We start from the raw sequence: 16,079 nt of genomic DNA, 5'->3' as shown, positions 1-16,079 counted from the left end.
CCCCCTGAAGGGGGAATATGATATTTAAGGCGGTGAGTTAGATCATCGCCTTTTTTTTTGCTGATTCAGCTGAAACTTACTGCTAATAAAGAAGAAAATTGCCTAATAGAAATAGCACTCAATAATTCACTAAATCACTAATTCAATAATTAAAAAGGGGGTTAACTACCCGCCGGTGCCGAAAATACAAAGTGGGTAACCAGTTTATCCAAAAGTATCAGCGAAGCTATAATCAGGGCAATACCTGCCACTTCGTTAAGGCGATGAACCAGCTTAACCGATATCTTATCCCGTAGTTTATTGGCATAAAATGCTTTGGTAACATCCATGCCAAACTGTACTATAAGTACGGTGGCAAACATCACCGCAATTTTAAAGGAACGATGGGCTACGCCTTCGTGAAAAACAGTACTGGCAGTACCTATCACAGTGATCCAGTGAAATAGCAGGGTAGGATTAAAAATACACATCAGAAAACCTTTTAAAAAATAGCCCGCACGGTTAATACCCGAGGGCACTTTATTTTCATAGTTCACCTCTCCCTTTTTAAACAGGTAGCGTATCCCTACACTAAATAATATAATGCTGCCTATAACACCGGCTATGGTTTTGGCATGATTAGATATATCAAAATATTGAGAGCCAAATAAAATTGCCCCCACGAAAACCACATCACTGCTAACTACGCCGAGTGCCAATGCAACGCCGGCATGAAAACCTTTTTCGATGCTGGTTTTAATAAGAGCAAAAAAGACCGGGCCAGTCAAAAACGTCAACACTAATCCTATCCCCAGTCCCGAAATAATAGCTTCTATCATTATTTAGACTTATGTTCCAAAATTTTGAACCATGCGAATATGCAATTTTATCTCTTAAACAACGAAACTTAAAATTGTGATTTATTTAATTTGAAAAAGAATAATAACATTTACAAAAATTGAATTATGTTTAGCGATTCAAAATACATTCTGTATAACTAAACTTAAAAATGGAACAAAACGACAAAAAAAATTACAGCTCGGCACTCTATACGCTGATCACTGTATTTTTCTTCTGGGGCTTTTTAGCTGCATCAAACGGTATTTTTATACCATTTTGTAAAACGCATTTTCATTTAACTCAATTTGAGTCACAGTTGATCGATTTTACCTTTTATGGCGGATACTTTATAGGCTCATTGATACTTTATTTTGCATCACAAGCCAGTAAGGTTGATATCATGAATAAGTTAGGTTACAAAAATGGTATCATCTTAGGTTTAGTTATATCGGCAGTAGGAGCATTAGGTATGATACCTGCTGTTGCCAGTGGTGCGTTTGGTTTTATCTTAGCCGTATTTTTTATCATAGCTGTTGGTTTCTCTTTGCAACAAACTGCAGCAAACCCCTTTGTGGTGGCTTTGGGCCCTGCAGAAACTGGTTCCAATCGCTTAAATTTTGCCGGTAGTATTAATAACATCGGTGCTTTGCTGGGCCCGATTGTAGTGAGCGTGGTATTGTTCGGTACTGCAAACTCCGGCGCTAAGCCAGAAGTTAAAATATCGTCTATCAATAACCTTTATTACATGCTGGCGGCTTTGTTTATAGCTGTGGCGGTATTCTTCTGGTTTTCTAACCTGCCAAAGGTTACCAGCGACGAAAAAATTGAGTCGAGCCAAAAAGCAAACAAGCCATTATTTATCATATTCATCGCATTTTTATTGATACTGGCGGCTGATCCACTGAGCGCCGCAATTAATAAATTATTATCATCCAATCCAGAGCACGTAGCCGACATTGTAAAGAGCCAGTATTTTGTTTATGCTTCATTAGCTATTATTGTGCTTACGCTTGTAGGAACCATTTTTGCCGCTAAAAAAAGCAAAGAAGGTTGGGGGGCTATGCAATATCCACAATTGATTTTAGGCATGCTGGCTATTTTTACTTATGTAGGTACCGAGGTTACTATCCAAAGTAATATGGGCTCGTTACTAAAAACTCCGGAATTTGGATCGTTTAACGAATCTGACATTGCTCCTTATATATCTTTATACTGGGGTAGCTTGATGATCGGTCGTTTTGCAGGTTCAATCGGGGCCTTCAATCTTTCTACATCAACCAAATATGTTTTATATGTTCTGGTTCCGTTTGTAGCGTTTGGCTTAGTATTGCTTGTAAATGCTGTAACAGGAGTGAACGTAAGTAATCTGTACACCTATGCTATATGTGTAGCGGTGCTTATTGTGGCCTTCTTTATCGGTCAGCAAAAGCCAACACGTACTCTATCGGTGCTGGGTATCCTGGGTGTTATATTTATGCTGACTGGTTTGTTCACAACCGGAAGGGTTGCTACATTCGCTTTCATTAGCGGTGGTTTATGCTGCTCTATCATGTGGCCATCTATATTTTCATTGGCTATCACTGGTTTGGGTAAATATACCAGCCAGGGTTCGGCATTTTTGATCATGATGATCCTGGGTGGTTCAATTATCCCTCCATTACAAGGGAAAATTGCCGATGGCGCTGGGAATGTTGTACCAGGCATGAGCGGCATCCATTTCAGCTATATTGTACCGGTATTGGGTTTTGCTTACCTGGCGTATTTTGCCTGGAAAGTAAGTCGCGAACTTCGCAGCCAGGGCATCGACCTTGACCACGTTGAAGTTTCGGGCGGGCATTAATATTTTACAAGTTATTTGATCATTGGGTCATTAAGTCATTTTTAAATGAAGTAATGACCCAATGACGTTTAATGACTCAATGATTTAAAACATATGAAACCAAGTTTCGATCATATCTTCATGAACCTGGCTACCGATCTGGCCAAGCGTTCACATTGCGTTAAAGCCCAGGTAGGAGCTGTTTTAACCCGCGATACCCGTATTATATCTATTGGGTATAACGGGCCGCCCGCGCATACCCACAATTGTGATGAAGAATGGCCTGGCGAAGGTTGTCCTCGTGATTCAAAAGGAAGTTGCTCCCTGGCGCTGCATGCCGAAGAAAATGCCATACTCTATGCCGTAAAAAATGGCGCCAGGTTGGAGGGTGCTACGTTATATACTACCTTGTCGCCCTGCCTGCCTTGTGCCCGTCTGATATTTTCGGCAGGTATTAAGCACGTGTATTTTGATAAATCATACGCGGAATACAAAGGTTTAGCCAGCGATGAGGGAGTTGATTTTTTGAATCACTTTGGTGTTAAAGCCGAGAAGTTCATAGGATGATTTTGAGGCTAAAAGTAAAAGGCCAAAGGTTTTATGCTTGATGCTACCTTTCTCCTTTTACCTTTGGTCTTTCACCTCTCTACCCTTATTAAAGAATAAGCGGTTTTACCTTGTCCAGGGCAAAGTCTAACTGCTGTTGTGGTGTCAGGTTGGTATTGTCCAATATAATGGCGTCCTCGGCCCTTACAAGCGGGCTTTCCTCGCGGGTGGTGTCCTGGTAATCGCGGTGGGCTATGTTCTCAAATATCTCTTCTAATGTAATTTCCGGGTTTTTATCTTTGATCTCGTTGTAGCGTCTTTCTGCGCGCACTTTAGGATCAGCTGTCATGAATATTTTTACATCGGCATCCGGGAAAACCGTAGTACCTATGTCGCGGCCGTCCATCACGATGTTTTTGGAATGACCCATGCGCTGCTGCTGCTTAACCATCTCTTTACGCACTTCGCGAATGGCAGATACCTCGCTCACCTTATCAGATACCGGCATCAAGCGGATCTCATCTGATACTTCTTCACCATTTAGGGTGATGTGAGTTTGATAATCGCGCGAGTGAAAATTAAGGTGGATGTTTTCTAACGCCTCCTCAATTTGATCATGGTTGGTTACGTCGATATTGTTGCGTAAAAAATATAAGGCAACAGCGCGGTACATAGCGCCGCTATCCACATAAATAAAATGAAGTTTTTTAGCTAAAGCTTTGGCCAGTGTACTTTTACCACATGATGAATAACCATCAATTGCCACTACTATGTTTTTACTCATAAGCGTAGCTAAAGTACAAATAATTGTGATTGTTTGAGTGAGTGGGTGGTTGATTAAGTTCATTGACTGAGTAGTTGATTGGTGGATATTCTGGAAACCACTTATTCAATCAATCAACCAATTCCCCCAATCAACCTAAATAATTACCTTTGCCGCATGAACCTTACTAAATCTGAGCTGCAAAAAGAAATTACTTATAAAACCTCGCGTAGCGGTGGTAAGGGTGGCCAAAATGTAAATAAAGTATCGAGCAAGGTGGAGCTTTTGTTTAGCGTAGATAGCTCTGAACTGTTTACCGACGAGGAAAAACTACTGCTGAAAGATAAACTACAAAACCGTTTGAACAAGGATGGTTTTGTACAGGTGATTTGTGATGAAGAGCGTAGCCAGTATCTCAATAAAGAAAAAGCTATCGAACGGTTGATAGTATTACTTACCCGGGCATTGCAGAAACCCAAAGTACGCAAACCAACTAAAGTAAGTAAGGCCGCGAAAGCCGCCCGTCTGGATGACAAAAAGAAACACTCCGCCAGGAAGGAAAACCGGAAAGTTGATTTTGATTGAGCCTTGAAAAGTCGACAATAATTTTGTTAAAAAGTGGGTTTACATGGTTTACACTTTTCAGGATTAATATCGAATTAATTTATTGATAATCAACGTGTTGGTAAATTTTATTGATAAAAAGTGTAAACCATGATTTTGTCGAATTTTTGTCTGAATCAGAATTCTCAGGATTTATAAATTAACAGAATTAGTCTTCATTCTGTTAATCCTTGAATTCTGTAAATTCTGATTCTTACAGATTACTTAAATCTGTAAGCGCCGGTAATACTGGCCCATTGATGCGACCTTAACATCTCTTCCACGTCTTTGGTATGGAAAATGGCTGCTATATCAAAAGTGAAACGACTGGTAGTAAAGGCCACGCCCACCTGATTGCTGAATATAAATGGCTTTTTATCTAATGTAACCTCCAGACTGTTTGGATCGTGGTTTTTATTGAACAAAGGACCTTGTATAGTGGCATCATAAAGTACGCCATTGATCTGTGGCTTATAGTAAAAGAAGATCTCATGGGCATGCAACAGACCGGTCTGATCGGTAGCAGATACCGTACTTTGTGTACTTACCGAATTAAAAAGCTGGTTAAAATTACCCAAACGAATTAACGGACCTACACCTGCGCCGGTGAACCCATTACCCAGGTTGGCATACGAAGTCAGGCTTACATCAACCCATGATGCCCTTGCCAGTAGTTTATTATACTCGGCGCCTAAATTAAGTTCCACATTGTTCTTAATTTGATATTGCCAGCCATTTAAAGCATAAAACCCAAAAGTATTGTGGATGAATTTCTGTATCGGTTCGCCGCCCGCTGCCGGGCCAACAACACCTAACTGGGCGCTTAGTTTAAGCGTGCTTTCGTTTTTATACAATAAGTTCAGTGTTGAACCGATATAGGAGTAGGCCGCGAAAGGTCTGTCGATATACGAGGCATTAGGTACATAGCCTGATTGGGCATTGTACATTTTTTGCCCTAACTCAAAACCTAAAACTTTATTCTGAAGATCACCGTCGGCTTTTAAAGCTTTACGGTAATAAAAGAAGATGCCATTGGTATAATACCTGTCTGAGCCTTGGGCCAGATACCCATCATTATCAGTTTGTATAGCAATTTCGTGACCACGGGTTTGCGCAAATAGACTGATGGTGCCAAACAGGCACAACAGTGTGAGGAATAGTTTATTGAACATTAGGTGTTAAATATATCAACGCCTAATATAGAAAAAAAGTAACGTCATTGAATCATTAACGTCATCTGGTCATTAAATTTTTCAAAGTGACTCAATGACGTTAATGACTCAATGACAATACTTAATTAACTACCGCTTTTTCGTCTTCCTTCACGGTAAGATCGATCGGATGACTTACCTTTTCATCCAAAAGGGCAAGGGCAATAACTTCGCGCATATCTGCTACGTAATGGAATTTCAGATCCCTGATATAATCTTCCTTGATCTCCAGGATATCTTTCTGGTTCGATTTACATAGAATGATTTCCTTGATGTTGGCACGTTTGGCCGCCAGTATCTTTTCTTTGATACCGCCTACAGCCAATACTCGGCCGCGAAGGGTGATTTCGCCGGTCATGGCCAGGTTTGGTTTTACCTTACGTTGTGTAAATGCCGAAACTAATGCAGTAAGCATGGTTATACCAGCAGAAGGGCCATCCTTTGGTGTGGCACCCGCGGGCACATGCACATGCACATCCCATTGATCAAACAATTTAGGATTGATGTTGAAATAATCAGCATGTGCACGCAGATAAGCTAATGCGATAGTAACCGATTCCTTCATCACATCTCCCAGGCTGCCGGTTAGCGTTAAACGCCCTTTGCCCGGGCTTAAACTGGCCTCAATAAACAGGATATCGCCGCCAACCGATGTCCAGGCCAGGCCTGTAACTACACCGGCAACATCGTTACCCTCATAAAGGTCTTTATCATAAATAGGGGCGCCCAGTATTTTCTCAATATCTTTTTTGTTTACCACAGGATTGTATTCCTCTTCCATGGCAATATTTTTGGCAACACCTCTAACTACAGAGCCTATCTTTTTTTCCAATGCGCGCACACCCGATTCGCGGGTATAATCAACAATGAGTTTTTCCAATACATCGGTTTTCAAGCTTACATCTTTTAATTTTAAGCCGTGAGCTTCGCGCTGTTTGGGTAACAGGTGTTGTTTGGCAATCTCAATCTTTTCTTCAATGGTATAGCCATTCACTTCTATGATCTCCATCCTGTCTAAAAGAGCGGGTTGGATGGTACTTAATGAATTGGCTGTGGCGATGAACATCACATTCGACAGATCGAAATCCATCTCTACATAATGGTCATAAAAAGTGCTGTTCTGTTCAGGATCAAGTACTTCCAATAGAGCCGATGACGGATCTCCACGAAAATCATTTCCTACTTTATCAATTTCATCCAGTATAAATACCGGGTTAGCCGCGCCTGCTTTTTTAACCGATTGTATAATACGACCCGGCATAGCACCAATATAGGTTTTGCGATGGCCCCTTATTTCGGCCTCATCACGGATTCCGCCTAAAGCCATACGTACATATTTACGACCAAGCGCTTTAGCTATTGATTTTCCTAAAGATGTTTTACCAACTCCCGGAGGGCCCACTAAACAAAGGATAGGGGCTTTCATATCGTGCTTTAATTTAAGCACGGCCAGGTATTCAATAATGCGCTGCTTTACCTTGTCCAGGCCAAAATGGTCTTTATCCAACACCTTTTGGGCACGTTTAAGGTCGAAATTATCTTTGGTAAACTCGTTCCAGGGAAGGTCGAGCAGTAATTCCAAATAATTGATCTGTACCGAATAATCGGCCGCAGCCGGATTGGTCCGGGCCAGCTTCTCCAATTCTTTGGCAAAATGATCTTTTACTTCTTTGGCCCACTTCTTTTTTAGGGCACGCTGACGCAGGTCATCAATTTCCAGATCGGGTGAATTACCACCTAGTTCTTCCTGGATGGTTTTTAGTTGCTGATTTAAAAAATAATCACGCTGCTGTTTATCCAGATCAACACGTACCTTGGTTTGGATCTGGTTTTTAAGCTCCAGCATTTGCAAATCAAGCGTGAGGTGTTCCAATACCATATTGGCTCTTTCGCGCAGATTGGCAACCTCCAGAAGGCGTTGTTTGGCCGCCATATCGGCATTCATGTTTGATGAAATAAAATTGATCAAAAATGATGTGCTTTCAATGTTACGGATAGCTATGCCAGCCTCGCTCGGGATGTTGGGCGACAATTGGATAATATTCATGGCCATGTCTTTAATAGACGATACCATGGCTTTAAACTCTTTATCTTCCTTAGCCTTTATTTCTTTAAAAGGTTCAACAGTAGCTTTTATATAAGGTTCGCTTTGTACCTCATCTTTTAACACAAAACGCTTTTTACCCTGAATAATAACGGTTGTGTTACCATCGGGCATTTGCAGCATTTTTATAATAAGGGCAATGGTGCCAATTTTATTTAACTGGTTAAAATTAGGGTCTTCTATCCCCACATCCTGTTGCGCAACTACCCCAATCATACGATTGCCTTTGTTGGCATCGCGTATTAGTTTAATTGATTTGTCTCTGCCTACCGTTATTGGTATCACTACACCCGGGAATAAAACCGTGTTACGCAAAGGCAGTATAGATAATACCTCCGGCATTTCCTCATTGTTCATTTCTTCCTCGTCTTCTGTAGACATTAGCGGAAAAAACTCCGAATCTTCGTTTATAACCGGTAGAGCATTTTTAAAATCGAATGGATCAAAAGTCATTAATTATATTTTATATATAGATAAAACCGTCATGTTGTCAGCCTGTATCATCATCAAGCCGTTAAATACAGGTAAAACTGCGGTTATTACTTGTTGCTACCTATGTTTCAAGAGCTGTGCCAAGTTATGGTAATAATGCTTAACAAGCAATATGGCAGGGTAATGGTTTGCTTATTTGTTTAATATAAATGACTTATAAGTTTACTAATTAAATAAGAATTTATTGATAAATATGAAAAAAAGTCATACTATAGCCTTCTGGAATTTTTTTAAAAGGACATTTTTTTTGAAGAAAAATGCTTTTTGGCATAATAATTCGATATAATGGTAGTTAATGTTATACCGTTTCTGTTTCACTATTAATCGCTAATGAAGTTATCGGTCATCGTATCTTTCCTGATTATATCCTCGCTTGAATCGGCTGTGGCTCAAAGCGCCTATGTAAAAATGGGCCAGCAGGCACTGATGGATGGCGATTTCAGATCGGCTATATCACACCTGGAAAAGGCTTGTATCACAGATTCAACCAATGCCAATGCGCTCTGGATGCTGGGATACTCGTATTACCATAGTGATAATTATAAAAAATCAATAGCTGCCTATACCCGTGTTATTGCCATAAAACCAGCAGATGCTTCTGCCTATTATTACCGGGCCAGGGCAAAAAGCTTTCTTGGGAAGGATAATCAAACATCTCCGGCAGATAAGGAATTGTACTTGCTAGGAGCCATTGTTGACCTTACCAAAGCTATATCTATCAACAGTGATCCTAATGATAGTAAATTCTACCAAAACAGAGGCCTTGCCTATCGTGATTATGGATTGTTCAAATTGCAAAACAGCTCACATTTTTATGACCGGGCAAGAGGAATCAATTCTCTGAAAGCGTGTATAACCGATCTTGAAAAAGTACTGAATGATAACCCCGGAAGAACGGATATCGCCAATCTGATCGATCAGTCAAAAGATAAACTATCACAGGTAAACAGCGCAACTGTGGCCCGCCATTAATTTTTTTGGTATCAAGTAGTTAGTATCAAGTATCAAGATTTTAAATTCCTGATATCATAATGAAGCTAGTGTCTTGATACTTGATGCTATTTTTTCAAAATCCCCTCGATGCGGTAATTGTTGAGCCCCATTAATTTTACGTGCTGCCATTTTTCGATCAGGTAGGCTGAATCGGGGAAATAACTTAATTTTTCGCGGGTTTCATACAGGAGGTTTTTGGTATGATTAAAAATGAGCACCCATTTTATTTTGTTGCCTTCTTTTTTGATCACGATGCGGGTGGTGCGCAGATCAGGGTATTTGGCCTGGTATACTATTAAACTGTCAGTAGTTTGAATTTTGTAGCTGTTTTTCCAGGCTGGCCGGTTAATATCTGATTGGATAAACAGGTTTAATTCCTGTCCCCAATTGGTAATATGCAGGGTTTTATTTTCCGTTACACCATTATGGGTTACGGTTTTATTAACCAGCGGATTTAGTTTGGTGAGTTTTGCGGTGTCAGCTTTGAAAAAGCCGCTGATATCCACATATTTTAATACAGCACCGCTTTGCTTGATATCCGGCCTGCATGATGGCAAGCCGGATATCAGCATGATACCGCCTAAAAAAGCGGTTATGGGTGATAATTTTAATTTATACCAATACATTCCCGGTCATTTCCGCAGGGATAGCTACGCCTAGTATACTTAAGATGGTGGGAGCAACATCGCCCAGTTTACCATCCTTTACTTGTTTAACGTCTTTATCAATAATAATACAAGGCACCAGGTTGGTGGTATGCGCCGTATTGGGCGAACCATCTTCATTGATCATATAATCGGCATTGCCATGATCGGCCAGGATAATGAAGGAATAACCATTAGCCAGTCCTGCTTCAACCACGGCTTTGGTGCAGGCGTCGGCGGTTTCGGCAGCCTTAACTACGGCGCTGAAAACACCCGTATGGCCAACCATATCGGTATTAGCGAAGTTAAGACAAACAAAATCAGGCCAGCCGCTTTCCAACTCGGGGATGATAGCATCACGGATACCTGCCGCATTCATTTCGGGCTGAAGATCATAAGTAGCTACTTTTGGCGATGGTGCAAGTAAGCGTTTCTCATTATCAAATTCTTTTTCGCGGCCTCCCGAAAAGAAGAATGTCACGTGTGGGTATTTCTCGGTTTCGGCTATTCTGATCTGTGTTTTGCCGGCATTTTGCAAAATCTCACCCAAAGTTTTGGTCAAATCTTCTTTGTTAAACACCACCTGTACGTTCTTAAACGTCTCGTCGTATGGAGTCATGGTGATATAGCGGATAGCCAGCGGGTGAAGATTATATTCAGGAAACGATTTCTGCGTTAAGGCTATGCTGATCTCGCGGCCTCTGTCTGTACGGAAGTTAAAGCAGATCACCACATCGCCATCTTTTATAACGGCCAATGGTTTGCCATCCGCATCAACCCGAACAACCGGCTTTATAAATTCATCGGTAACACCTTCGTCGTATGATTTTTTGATCGCGTCAGTAATGTGCTGAGTTGCTTCGCCCTCGCCATTAACCAGGAGGTCATAGGCCAGTTTTACTCTTTCCCAACGGTTATCACGGTCCATGGCGTAATATCTGCCAATAGCTGAGGCAATTTTTGCATCAGATCCTTCTATATATTGTTCCAGATCTGCAACAAAGCCCAATCCTGATTTAGGATCCGTATCACGACCATCCAAAAAAGCATGGATGTATACATTTTTAACCTCCAGTTGCTTTGCGGCATCGCACAAACCCTTTACGTGCCTGATGTGGGAGTGAACCCCGCCATCAGATACCAGACCGATGAAGTGCACATCGCGATTGTTTTGTTTGGCATATTCAAAAGCATCTTTCAATACCGGTATGGTTGGCAGTTCGTTATCGTCAACAGCTTTATGGATGCGCCCTAGTTCCTGGTAAACTATACGGCCGGCACCCAGGTTCATGTGCCCCACTTCTGAGTTGCCCATTTGCCCGGCAGGTAAGCCTACGGCGGTTCCGGATGCTTCCAGTTTTGAATTTGGGTATTGCTGCAATAAACCATCAACAAAAGGCGTATTTGCGGCAAGTATAGCGTTCGACTGGTCGTTACGGCCATAACCCCAGCCATCAAGAATAATTAATGCGAGTTTTTTTTGATTTTCCACATCGCAAATATAAAGGCAACGCTGTACTTTATATGATTATTTTTTTAATTTCGATGTGCGGAATATACTATGTCTCGGTTTGATAATAATTACGTGTAAAAACAGTTATATCTTATTTGAAAGTCAATAACCCCGTTGATTCCATTAATAATCCGTGTTGTTTAGAATTCTGTTTATTAATTAATTATATGAAACTGGTTTGTCTGTCGTCGTTTATTATACTATTTCTTTTGCCTGGCTTTACCCCGGCCGATCCGATAGATGATGTGGCTAACCTTATAAAACAAGGTAATACTAAAGAATTAGCCAAGTTATTTGCCTCCAGCGTAGAGGTAACGCTAATGGAGGAGGAGAATATTTACTCGCAGACGCAGGCTTCATTAATACTGGATAAGTTTTTCTCAAAAAACAAACCCAAAAACATCAAATTACTGCATAAAGTAAACTCAAGCGCCAATTATCGTTTTGGTGTATTTATTTTAACTACCGATACCGGGTTATACCGCGTTGCCTTTACCTTAAAGGACGCCGGGGGGAAAATGTCAATTATTGAACTTCGTATTGAAAACGAAAAAGTGAAGTGATTTATAGTTCATAGTCGATGGTCTATAGTCCATGATAAATCCTGAAAACAAACTATTATTTACTATGGTCTATTGACCATTGACCGTGGACATCAAAAAAATCTGCAAAATGTTGTTACTTTTGAGCTTTAAAAGTTAATACTCTTGGATAAGGAACTAATACACCATTTTATAATTGAGGCTTTAAAAGAAGATGTTGGTGATGGCGACCATACTTCTTTATCAACCATTCCTTCCGATAGCACCGGTAAAGCAAAACTCCTGGTAAAAGACGAAGGAATACTGGCCGGAGTTGAACTGGCATTGGAAATTTTTAAGGTAGTTGATGCCAATCTTAAAGTAAACGTGTTTTTGAATGATGGCGCCGTTATAAAGCCGAAAGATGTGGCTTTTGAGGTGGAGGGCAATTCTCAAAGTATTTTAAAGGCCGAGCGTTTGGTACTGAACTGTATGCAGCGCATGTCGGGCATTGCCACCAAAACACGCCAGATAGTTGATTTGTTAAAGGATACCCATACCAAAGTTTTGGATACCCGTAAAACTACTCCGGGCATGCGTTACCTTGAAAAATGGGCGGTACGAATTGGCGGAGGAGTTAACCATCGTTTTGGCTTGTATGATATGATACTGATTAAAGATAATCATGTTGATTATGCCGGGGGTATAAGACAGGCTATTGAAAGAGCCAATCAGTATCTTATTGATCATAACAAAAAACTGGCTATCGAAATAGAAGTACGTAACCTGGATGAGCTTGATCAGGTATTGCAAGCAGGTCATGTGAACCGTATACTATTAGATAACTTTAACTTTGCCGACCTGAAGCAAGCCGTTGATGTTATCCAGGGTCGATTTATTACCGAAGCATCCGGTGGTATAACCATTGATAATATACGTGGTTATGCAGAGTGTGGAGTTGATTATATATCGGTTGGCGCGCTAACGCACTCCATTAAAAGCCTCGATCTAAGTCTTAAAGCTATTTAAGCTCCTGAAGTAAGAAATGCTTTATCGTTTAGATTTAATGCCTAAGGTTTAGCATTTAATATTTCATGCCATAGCAATTTTATAATATTTAGTCTGAGGTTGATGATGTTATCAACCTCAGACTAAATCCAGATTTAGTTTTTAAAAACCATTGGCATACCTCAATGGCATGATTTCATCCTGCCGCCTGGCGATGAAGCCGCACAGGCAGAAAAACAAGAGGTTAAACAATCAGATGCTGGAACAGACCATACACGGCCCAGGTTATCTGTACATTGACAGCTAACCGCTGCTACATTTCCTCCATTAATTTTGCTCATTTCAATTCGGCTCAGTTTGCCCTCAAGGCCTGCCAGTCTCATTTTCTTTTCCATTTTTTTAGTTTTAAGGTTTTCGGTTAATGATGTTTTTTCGGTAAATGCAATTAAGGCTTAGGCTTTTTAAAATTAGCTGCAAATTTTTAGTAATCAAATTATTGATTATTCACAATTGAGGATAATATCTGTACGGGCGATTTGCAGATGGTTAATGAAGTATGACCAGGGTGCTTTAAAATTAAGTGTGTATTATTACTAATTGTGAGGGCGTATTTATGCTCACTAAATACGTACAGGTTGTAATGTTTAACCAAATTTAGTTAGCTTGAAACTTTTAAAGGCGATTTACCTGAGTATTTAGAGTTTCGGCTTTAGTTACCATATCAATTTCGTAATATTGCAGGGAAATGATTACCGTTTATTCAGTTTCAGCACTCATTCTGGCTTATCTCTGCGGGTCTATACCTACAGCCGTTTGGATAGGGCTGGCTTTTTATGATATTGATGTTCGTGAGTATGGCAGCGGAAATGCCGGGGCAACTAATACTTTCAGGGTGTTGGGTAAAAAGGCCGGTATACCCGTGATGTTGCTGGATATTTTAAAAGGATGGACGGCTACCAACCTGGCTTATTTTATCGGTGTATCAACCACCGGGCCGTCTAATTCTATAGCTTACACCAATTACGCGCTTGCTTTAGGTATTGCTGCGGTAATGGGTCACCTGTTCCCGATTTTTGCAGGTTTTCGTGGTGGAAAAGGTGTGGCTACCCTATTTGGAATGATTTTGGCTATTCATTTGCATGCCGCTTTATTATGTGTTCTGGTATTTGTAATAGTGCTTTTAACTACGCGTTATGTATCGCTTAGCTCTATAGCTGCAGCGTTTACATATCCTATCGGAGTTTCGTTTATTTTTCCTACGTCTATCCGATCGGTAGTTATTTATGGTATGTGTATATGCTTGCTCATATTGGTAACGCACCAAAAGAATATCGAACGCTTACTAAAAGGCACCGAGTCGAAAGTTAATTTTTTAAAGAAGAAAACTACCTGATCATCATGAAAAAATTCAGACCTGCATTTGCTCTGATATTGATCATTGCATTGTATTCCTGTTCAACAGTACCATTAACCGGCCGCCGGCAGCTAAGCCTGGTAGGTGATGCCGACGTAAACCAATCGGCCGCAGCAAGCTATAAGCAATTACTAACAGATCCTAAAACAAAAGTAATTACCAGCGGTGCCGATGCGCAACGGATAAAAAGAATTGGTGCTAATCTTTCGGCGGCTATTGAGCGTTACCTGCAACAGAATGGTTATGCCAATCAATATAATTTTCAATGGGAATTTAACCTGATACAAAGCCCTGAAGTAAACGCCTGGTGTATGCCCGGCGGTAAGGTTGCCGTATACAGTGGCTTGTTGCCCGTAGCCAATACTGATGCTTATTTAGCTGTGGTTATGGGGCATGAGATTGGTCATGCTATAGCCCGGCATTCGGCAGAGCGTATTTCACAGCAAATGGCTGTGCAGGGCGTAGGTGGCGCGGTCGGTGTAGCTACAGGCGGGCAGTCGTCGGCTACGCAGGGTATTATCAATCAGCTTTATGGTGTTGGTGGTAATCTGCTGTTATTAAAATATTCGCGTAATCAAGAGTCTGAAGCAGACCGCCTGGGGCTTACCTTTATGGCCATGGCTGGTTACGATCCACACCAGGCTGTAGCATTTTGGCAACGTATGGCCGCGCAGAATAAAGGCGGAGCCCAGCCCGAACTCTTAAGTACTCACCCTGCCGATGCAACCCGGATACAGGATATCCAGAACAGAATACCCGAAGCTATGAAATATTACAAGCAATAAGATGGCGAGCGGTGAATAGTGAATTAGAATAAATTTTTAATTTGCAGGGTATTTATTTAGCGTTCACTACTTAACTTTCCAATCACCATGCCCAAACGTCAGTTTCTGAAAGCGCAGTGGAAAAACCTGGTGATGCTGAATTACGAGATTGATTCTCAGGTTTTAGACTCCTATACACCTCCGGGTACCGAACTTGACCTGTGGCAGGGAAAAGCATTGGTAAGTATGGTAGGTTTTGTATTTGCTAATACCCGTGTGTTGGGGATCAAATGGCCAGGACATATCAATTTTGAAGAGGTAAACCTGCGCTTTTATGTAAGATATTTTAACGGTAATGAATGGAAACGAGGTGCCGTTTTTGTAAGCGAGATAGTACCCAAAAGCATGATAGCGCTCATCGCCAATAATTTATATAAAGAACATTACAGCGCAATGCCCATGCGCAGTTCAGTTGTTCTTACCGAGGATGGACATACAGAATTTATGTATGAATGGAAATTTAAAGGTAAATGGAACAAGCTTGGTGCCACAGCGAATAACCAATTAGTAAATATTGAACCCGGTAGCGCCGAAGAATTTATCCTGGAGCATTATTGGGGGTATAATAAGCTATCCGATCTGAGCACGATGGAATATCAGGTGGAGCATATCTCCTGGCAAACTGGTGCGGTTAAAGCCTACGTGTTTGAAGCAGATGTTGCCGCACTTTATGGTGAAGCCTTTGAGCCTTATCTGAAAAAAGAACCTGTATCGGTATTTTTTGCTGCCGGATCTGATATTAAGGTGAGAATGGGTGATAAGATAGTGATTACACAGGAAGCTTTATAAAATTATCGAAAACGCG

General features: G+C 41.0%; 16 protein-coding genes. 9 read left to right on the top strand and 7 right to left on the bottom strand.

All coding sequences use genetic code 11. The features are described 5' to 3' along the window. Nucleotides 1-161: 161 nt before the first annotated feature. The gene (locus G7092_RS12800; protein WP_166089871.1) at nucleotides 162-818 is read right to left on the bottom strand and encodes a LysE family translocator; all 657 of its coding nucleotides are present in this window, start codon (nucleotides 816-818) and stop codon (nucleotides 162-164) included. Between the two features lie 170 nt (nucleotides 819-988). On the opposite strand from G7092_RS12800, the gene G7092_RS12795 reads away from it, so the two are divergent. Together G7092_RS12795 and G7092_RS12790 are read left to right on the top strand one after the other, a co-directional pair. Further along, nucleotides 989-2,659, top strand: coding sequence for an MFS transporter (locus tag G7092_RS12795; protein ID WP_166089869.1), 1,671 nt, complete (start codon nucleotides 989-991; stop codon nucleotides 2,657-2,659). A 93-nt stretch (nucleotides 2,660-2,752) separates the two neighbouring features. Then, nucleotides 2,753-3,205 carry a deoxycytidylate deaminase gene (locus tag G7092_RS12790; RefSeq protein ID WP_166089867.1) on the top strand — a complete coding sequence of 151 codons (453 nt, stop codon included), beginning with the start codon at nucleotides 2,753-2,755 and terminating at the stop codon, nucleotides 3,203-3,205. An 88-nt stretch (nucleotides 3,206-3,293) separates the two neighbouring features. Here G7092_RS12790 and cmk read toward each other — a convergent pair whose 3' ends face one another. Then, nucleotides 3,294-3,968, bottom strand: a complete 675-nt coding sequence (cmk, locus tag G7092_RS12785; RefSeq protein ID WP_166089865.1) for a (d)CMP kinase — start codon at nucleotides 3,966-3,968, stop codon at nucleotides 3,294-3,296. Between the two features lie 156 nt (nucleotides 3,969-4,124). Here cmk and arfB point away from each other — a divergent pair, with 156 nt between their 5' ends. Continuing rightward, nucleotides 4,125-4,532, top strand: a complete 408-nt coding sequence (gene arfB / locus G7092_RS12780; RefSeq protein WP_166089863.1) for an alternative ribosome rescue aminoacyl-tRNA hydrolase ArfB — start codon at nucleotides 4,125-4,127, stop codon at nucleotides 4,530-4,532. Between the two features lie 239 nt (nucleotides 4,533-4,771). Here the strand turns inward: arfB and G7092_RS12775 are convergent, their stop codons facing one another. Together G7092_RS12775 and lon are read right to left on the bottom strand one after the other, a co-directional pair. Then, on the bottom strand, nucleotides 4,772-5,722 hold the full coding sequence (locus G7092_RS12775; protein WP_166089861.1) for a lipid A deacylase LpxR family protein: 951 nt from the start codon (nucleotides 5,720-5,722) through the stop codon (nucleotides 4,772-4,774). Between the two features lie 121 nt (nucleotides 5,723-5,843). Further along, complete coding sequence (lon, locus tag G7092_RS12770) at nucleotides 5,844-8,318, bottom strand: endopeptidase La (protein ID WP_166089858.1); 2,475 nt, start codon at nucleotides 8,316-8,318, stop codon at nucleotides 5,844-5,846. Nucleotides 8,319-8,687: 369 nt separating this feature from the next. Between lon and G7092_RS12765 the strand changes: the two genes are divergently transcribed. Beyond that, complete coding sequence (locus G7092_RS12765) at nucleotides 8,688-9,329, top strand: tetratricopeptide repeat protein (RefSeq protein WP_166089856.1); 642 nt, start codon at nucleotides 8,688-8,690, stop codon at nucleotides 9,327-9,329. An 86-nt stretch (nucleotides 9,330-9,415) separates the two neighbouring features. Here G7092_RS12765 and G7092_RS12760 read toward each other — a convergent pair whose 3' ends face one another. Further along, nucleotides 9,416-9,976, bottom strand: a complete 561-nt coding sequence (locus G7092_RS12760) for a hypothetical protein (protein ID WP_166089854.1) — start codon at nucleotides 9,974-9,976, stop codon at nucleotides 9,416-9,418. Continuing rightward, a complete protein-coding gene (gpmI, locus tag G7092_RS12755; RefSeq protein WP_166089852.1) occupies nucleotides 9,963-11,486 on the bottom strand; it encodes a 2,3-bisphosphoglycerate-independent phosphoglycerate mutase in 1,524 nt (507 codons plus the stop codon). The genes G7092_RS12760 and gpmI overlap by 14 nt, the downstream gene beginning before the upstream one ends. 188 nt (nucleotides 11,487-11,674) lie before the next feature. Here gpmI and G7092_RS12750 point away from each other — a divergent pair, with 188 nt between their 5' ends. Then, nucleotides 11,675-12,070 carry a DUF4783 domain-containing protein gene (locus G7092_RS12750; protein ID WP_166089849.1) on the top strand — a complete coding sequence of 132 codons (396 nt, stop codon included), beginning with the start codon at nucleotides 11,675-11,677 and terminating at the stop codon, nucleotides 12,068-12,070. 144 nt (nucleotides 12,071-12,214) lie between these two features. Beyond that, nucleotides 12,215-13,057 carry a carboxylating nicotinate-nucleotide diphosphorylase gene (nadC, locus tag G7092_RS12745; RefSeq protein WP_166089846.1) on the top strand — a complete coding sequence of 281 codons (843 nt, stop codon included), beginning with the start codon at nucleotides 12,215-12,217 and terminating at the stop codon, nucleotides 13,055-13,057. Between the two features lie 161 nt (nucleotides 13,058-13,218). On the opposite strand, the gene G7092_RS12740 is transcribed toward nadC, so the two are convergent. Beyond that, nucleotides 13,219-13,431, bottom strand: a complete 213-nt coding sequence (locus G7092_RS12740; protein ID WP_166089844.1) for a hypothetical protein — start codon at nucleotides 13,429-13,431, stop codon at nucleotides 13,219-13,221. A 350-nt stretch (nucleotides 13,432-13,781) separates the two neighbouring features. Here G7092_RS12740 and plsY point away from each other — a divergent pair, with 350 nt between their 5' ends. The 3 genes from plsY to G7092_RS12725 all read left to right on the top strand — a co-directional run bounded on the left by plsY (nucleotide 13,782) and on the right by G7092_RS12725 (nucleotide 16,063). Beyond that, nucleotides 13,782-14,429 (top strand): glycerol-3-phosphate 1-O-acyltransferase PlsY, encoded by a 648-nt coding sequence (plsY, locus tag G7092_RS12735; protein WP_076374174.1) that lies wholly within the window; start codon nucleotides 13,782-13,784, stop codon nucleotides 14,427-14,429. Between the two features lie 5 nt (nucleotides 14,430-14,434). Continuing rightward, on the top strand, nucleotides 14,435-15,235 hold the full coding sequence (locus G7092_RS12730; RefSeq protein WP_166089841.1) for a M48 family metallopeptidase: 801 nt from the start codon (nucleotides 14,435-14,437) through the stop codon (nucleotides 15,233-15,235). Between the two features lie 87 nt (nucleotides 15,236-15,322). Beyond that, nucleotides 15,323-16,063, top strand: coding sequence for a YqjF family protein (locus G7092_RS12725; protein ID WP_166089839.1), 741 nt, complete (start codon nucleotides 15,323-15,325; stop codon nucleotides 16,061-16,063). Nucleotides 16,064-16,079 lie beyond the last annotated feature (16 nt).

This window comes from Mucilaginibacter inviolabilis, from assembly GCF_011089895.1.
Taxonomy (GTDB): domain Bacteria; phylum Bacteroidota; class Bacteroidia; order Sphingobacteriales; family Sphingobacteriaceae; genus Mucilaginibacter; species Mucilaginibacter inviolabilis.
Note: the sequence above shows the minus strand (reverse complement) of the source record. Positions and strands in the feature narration are given on the sequence as shown.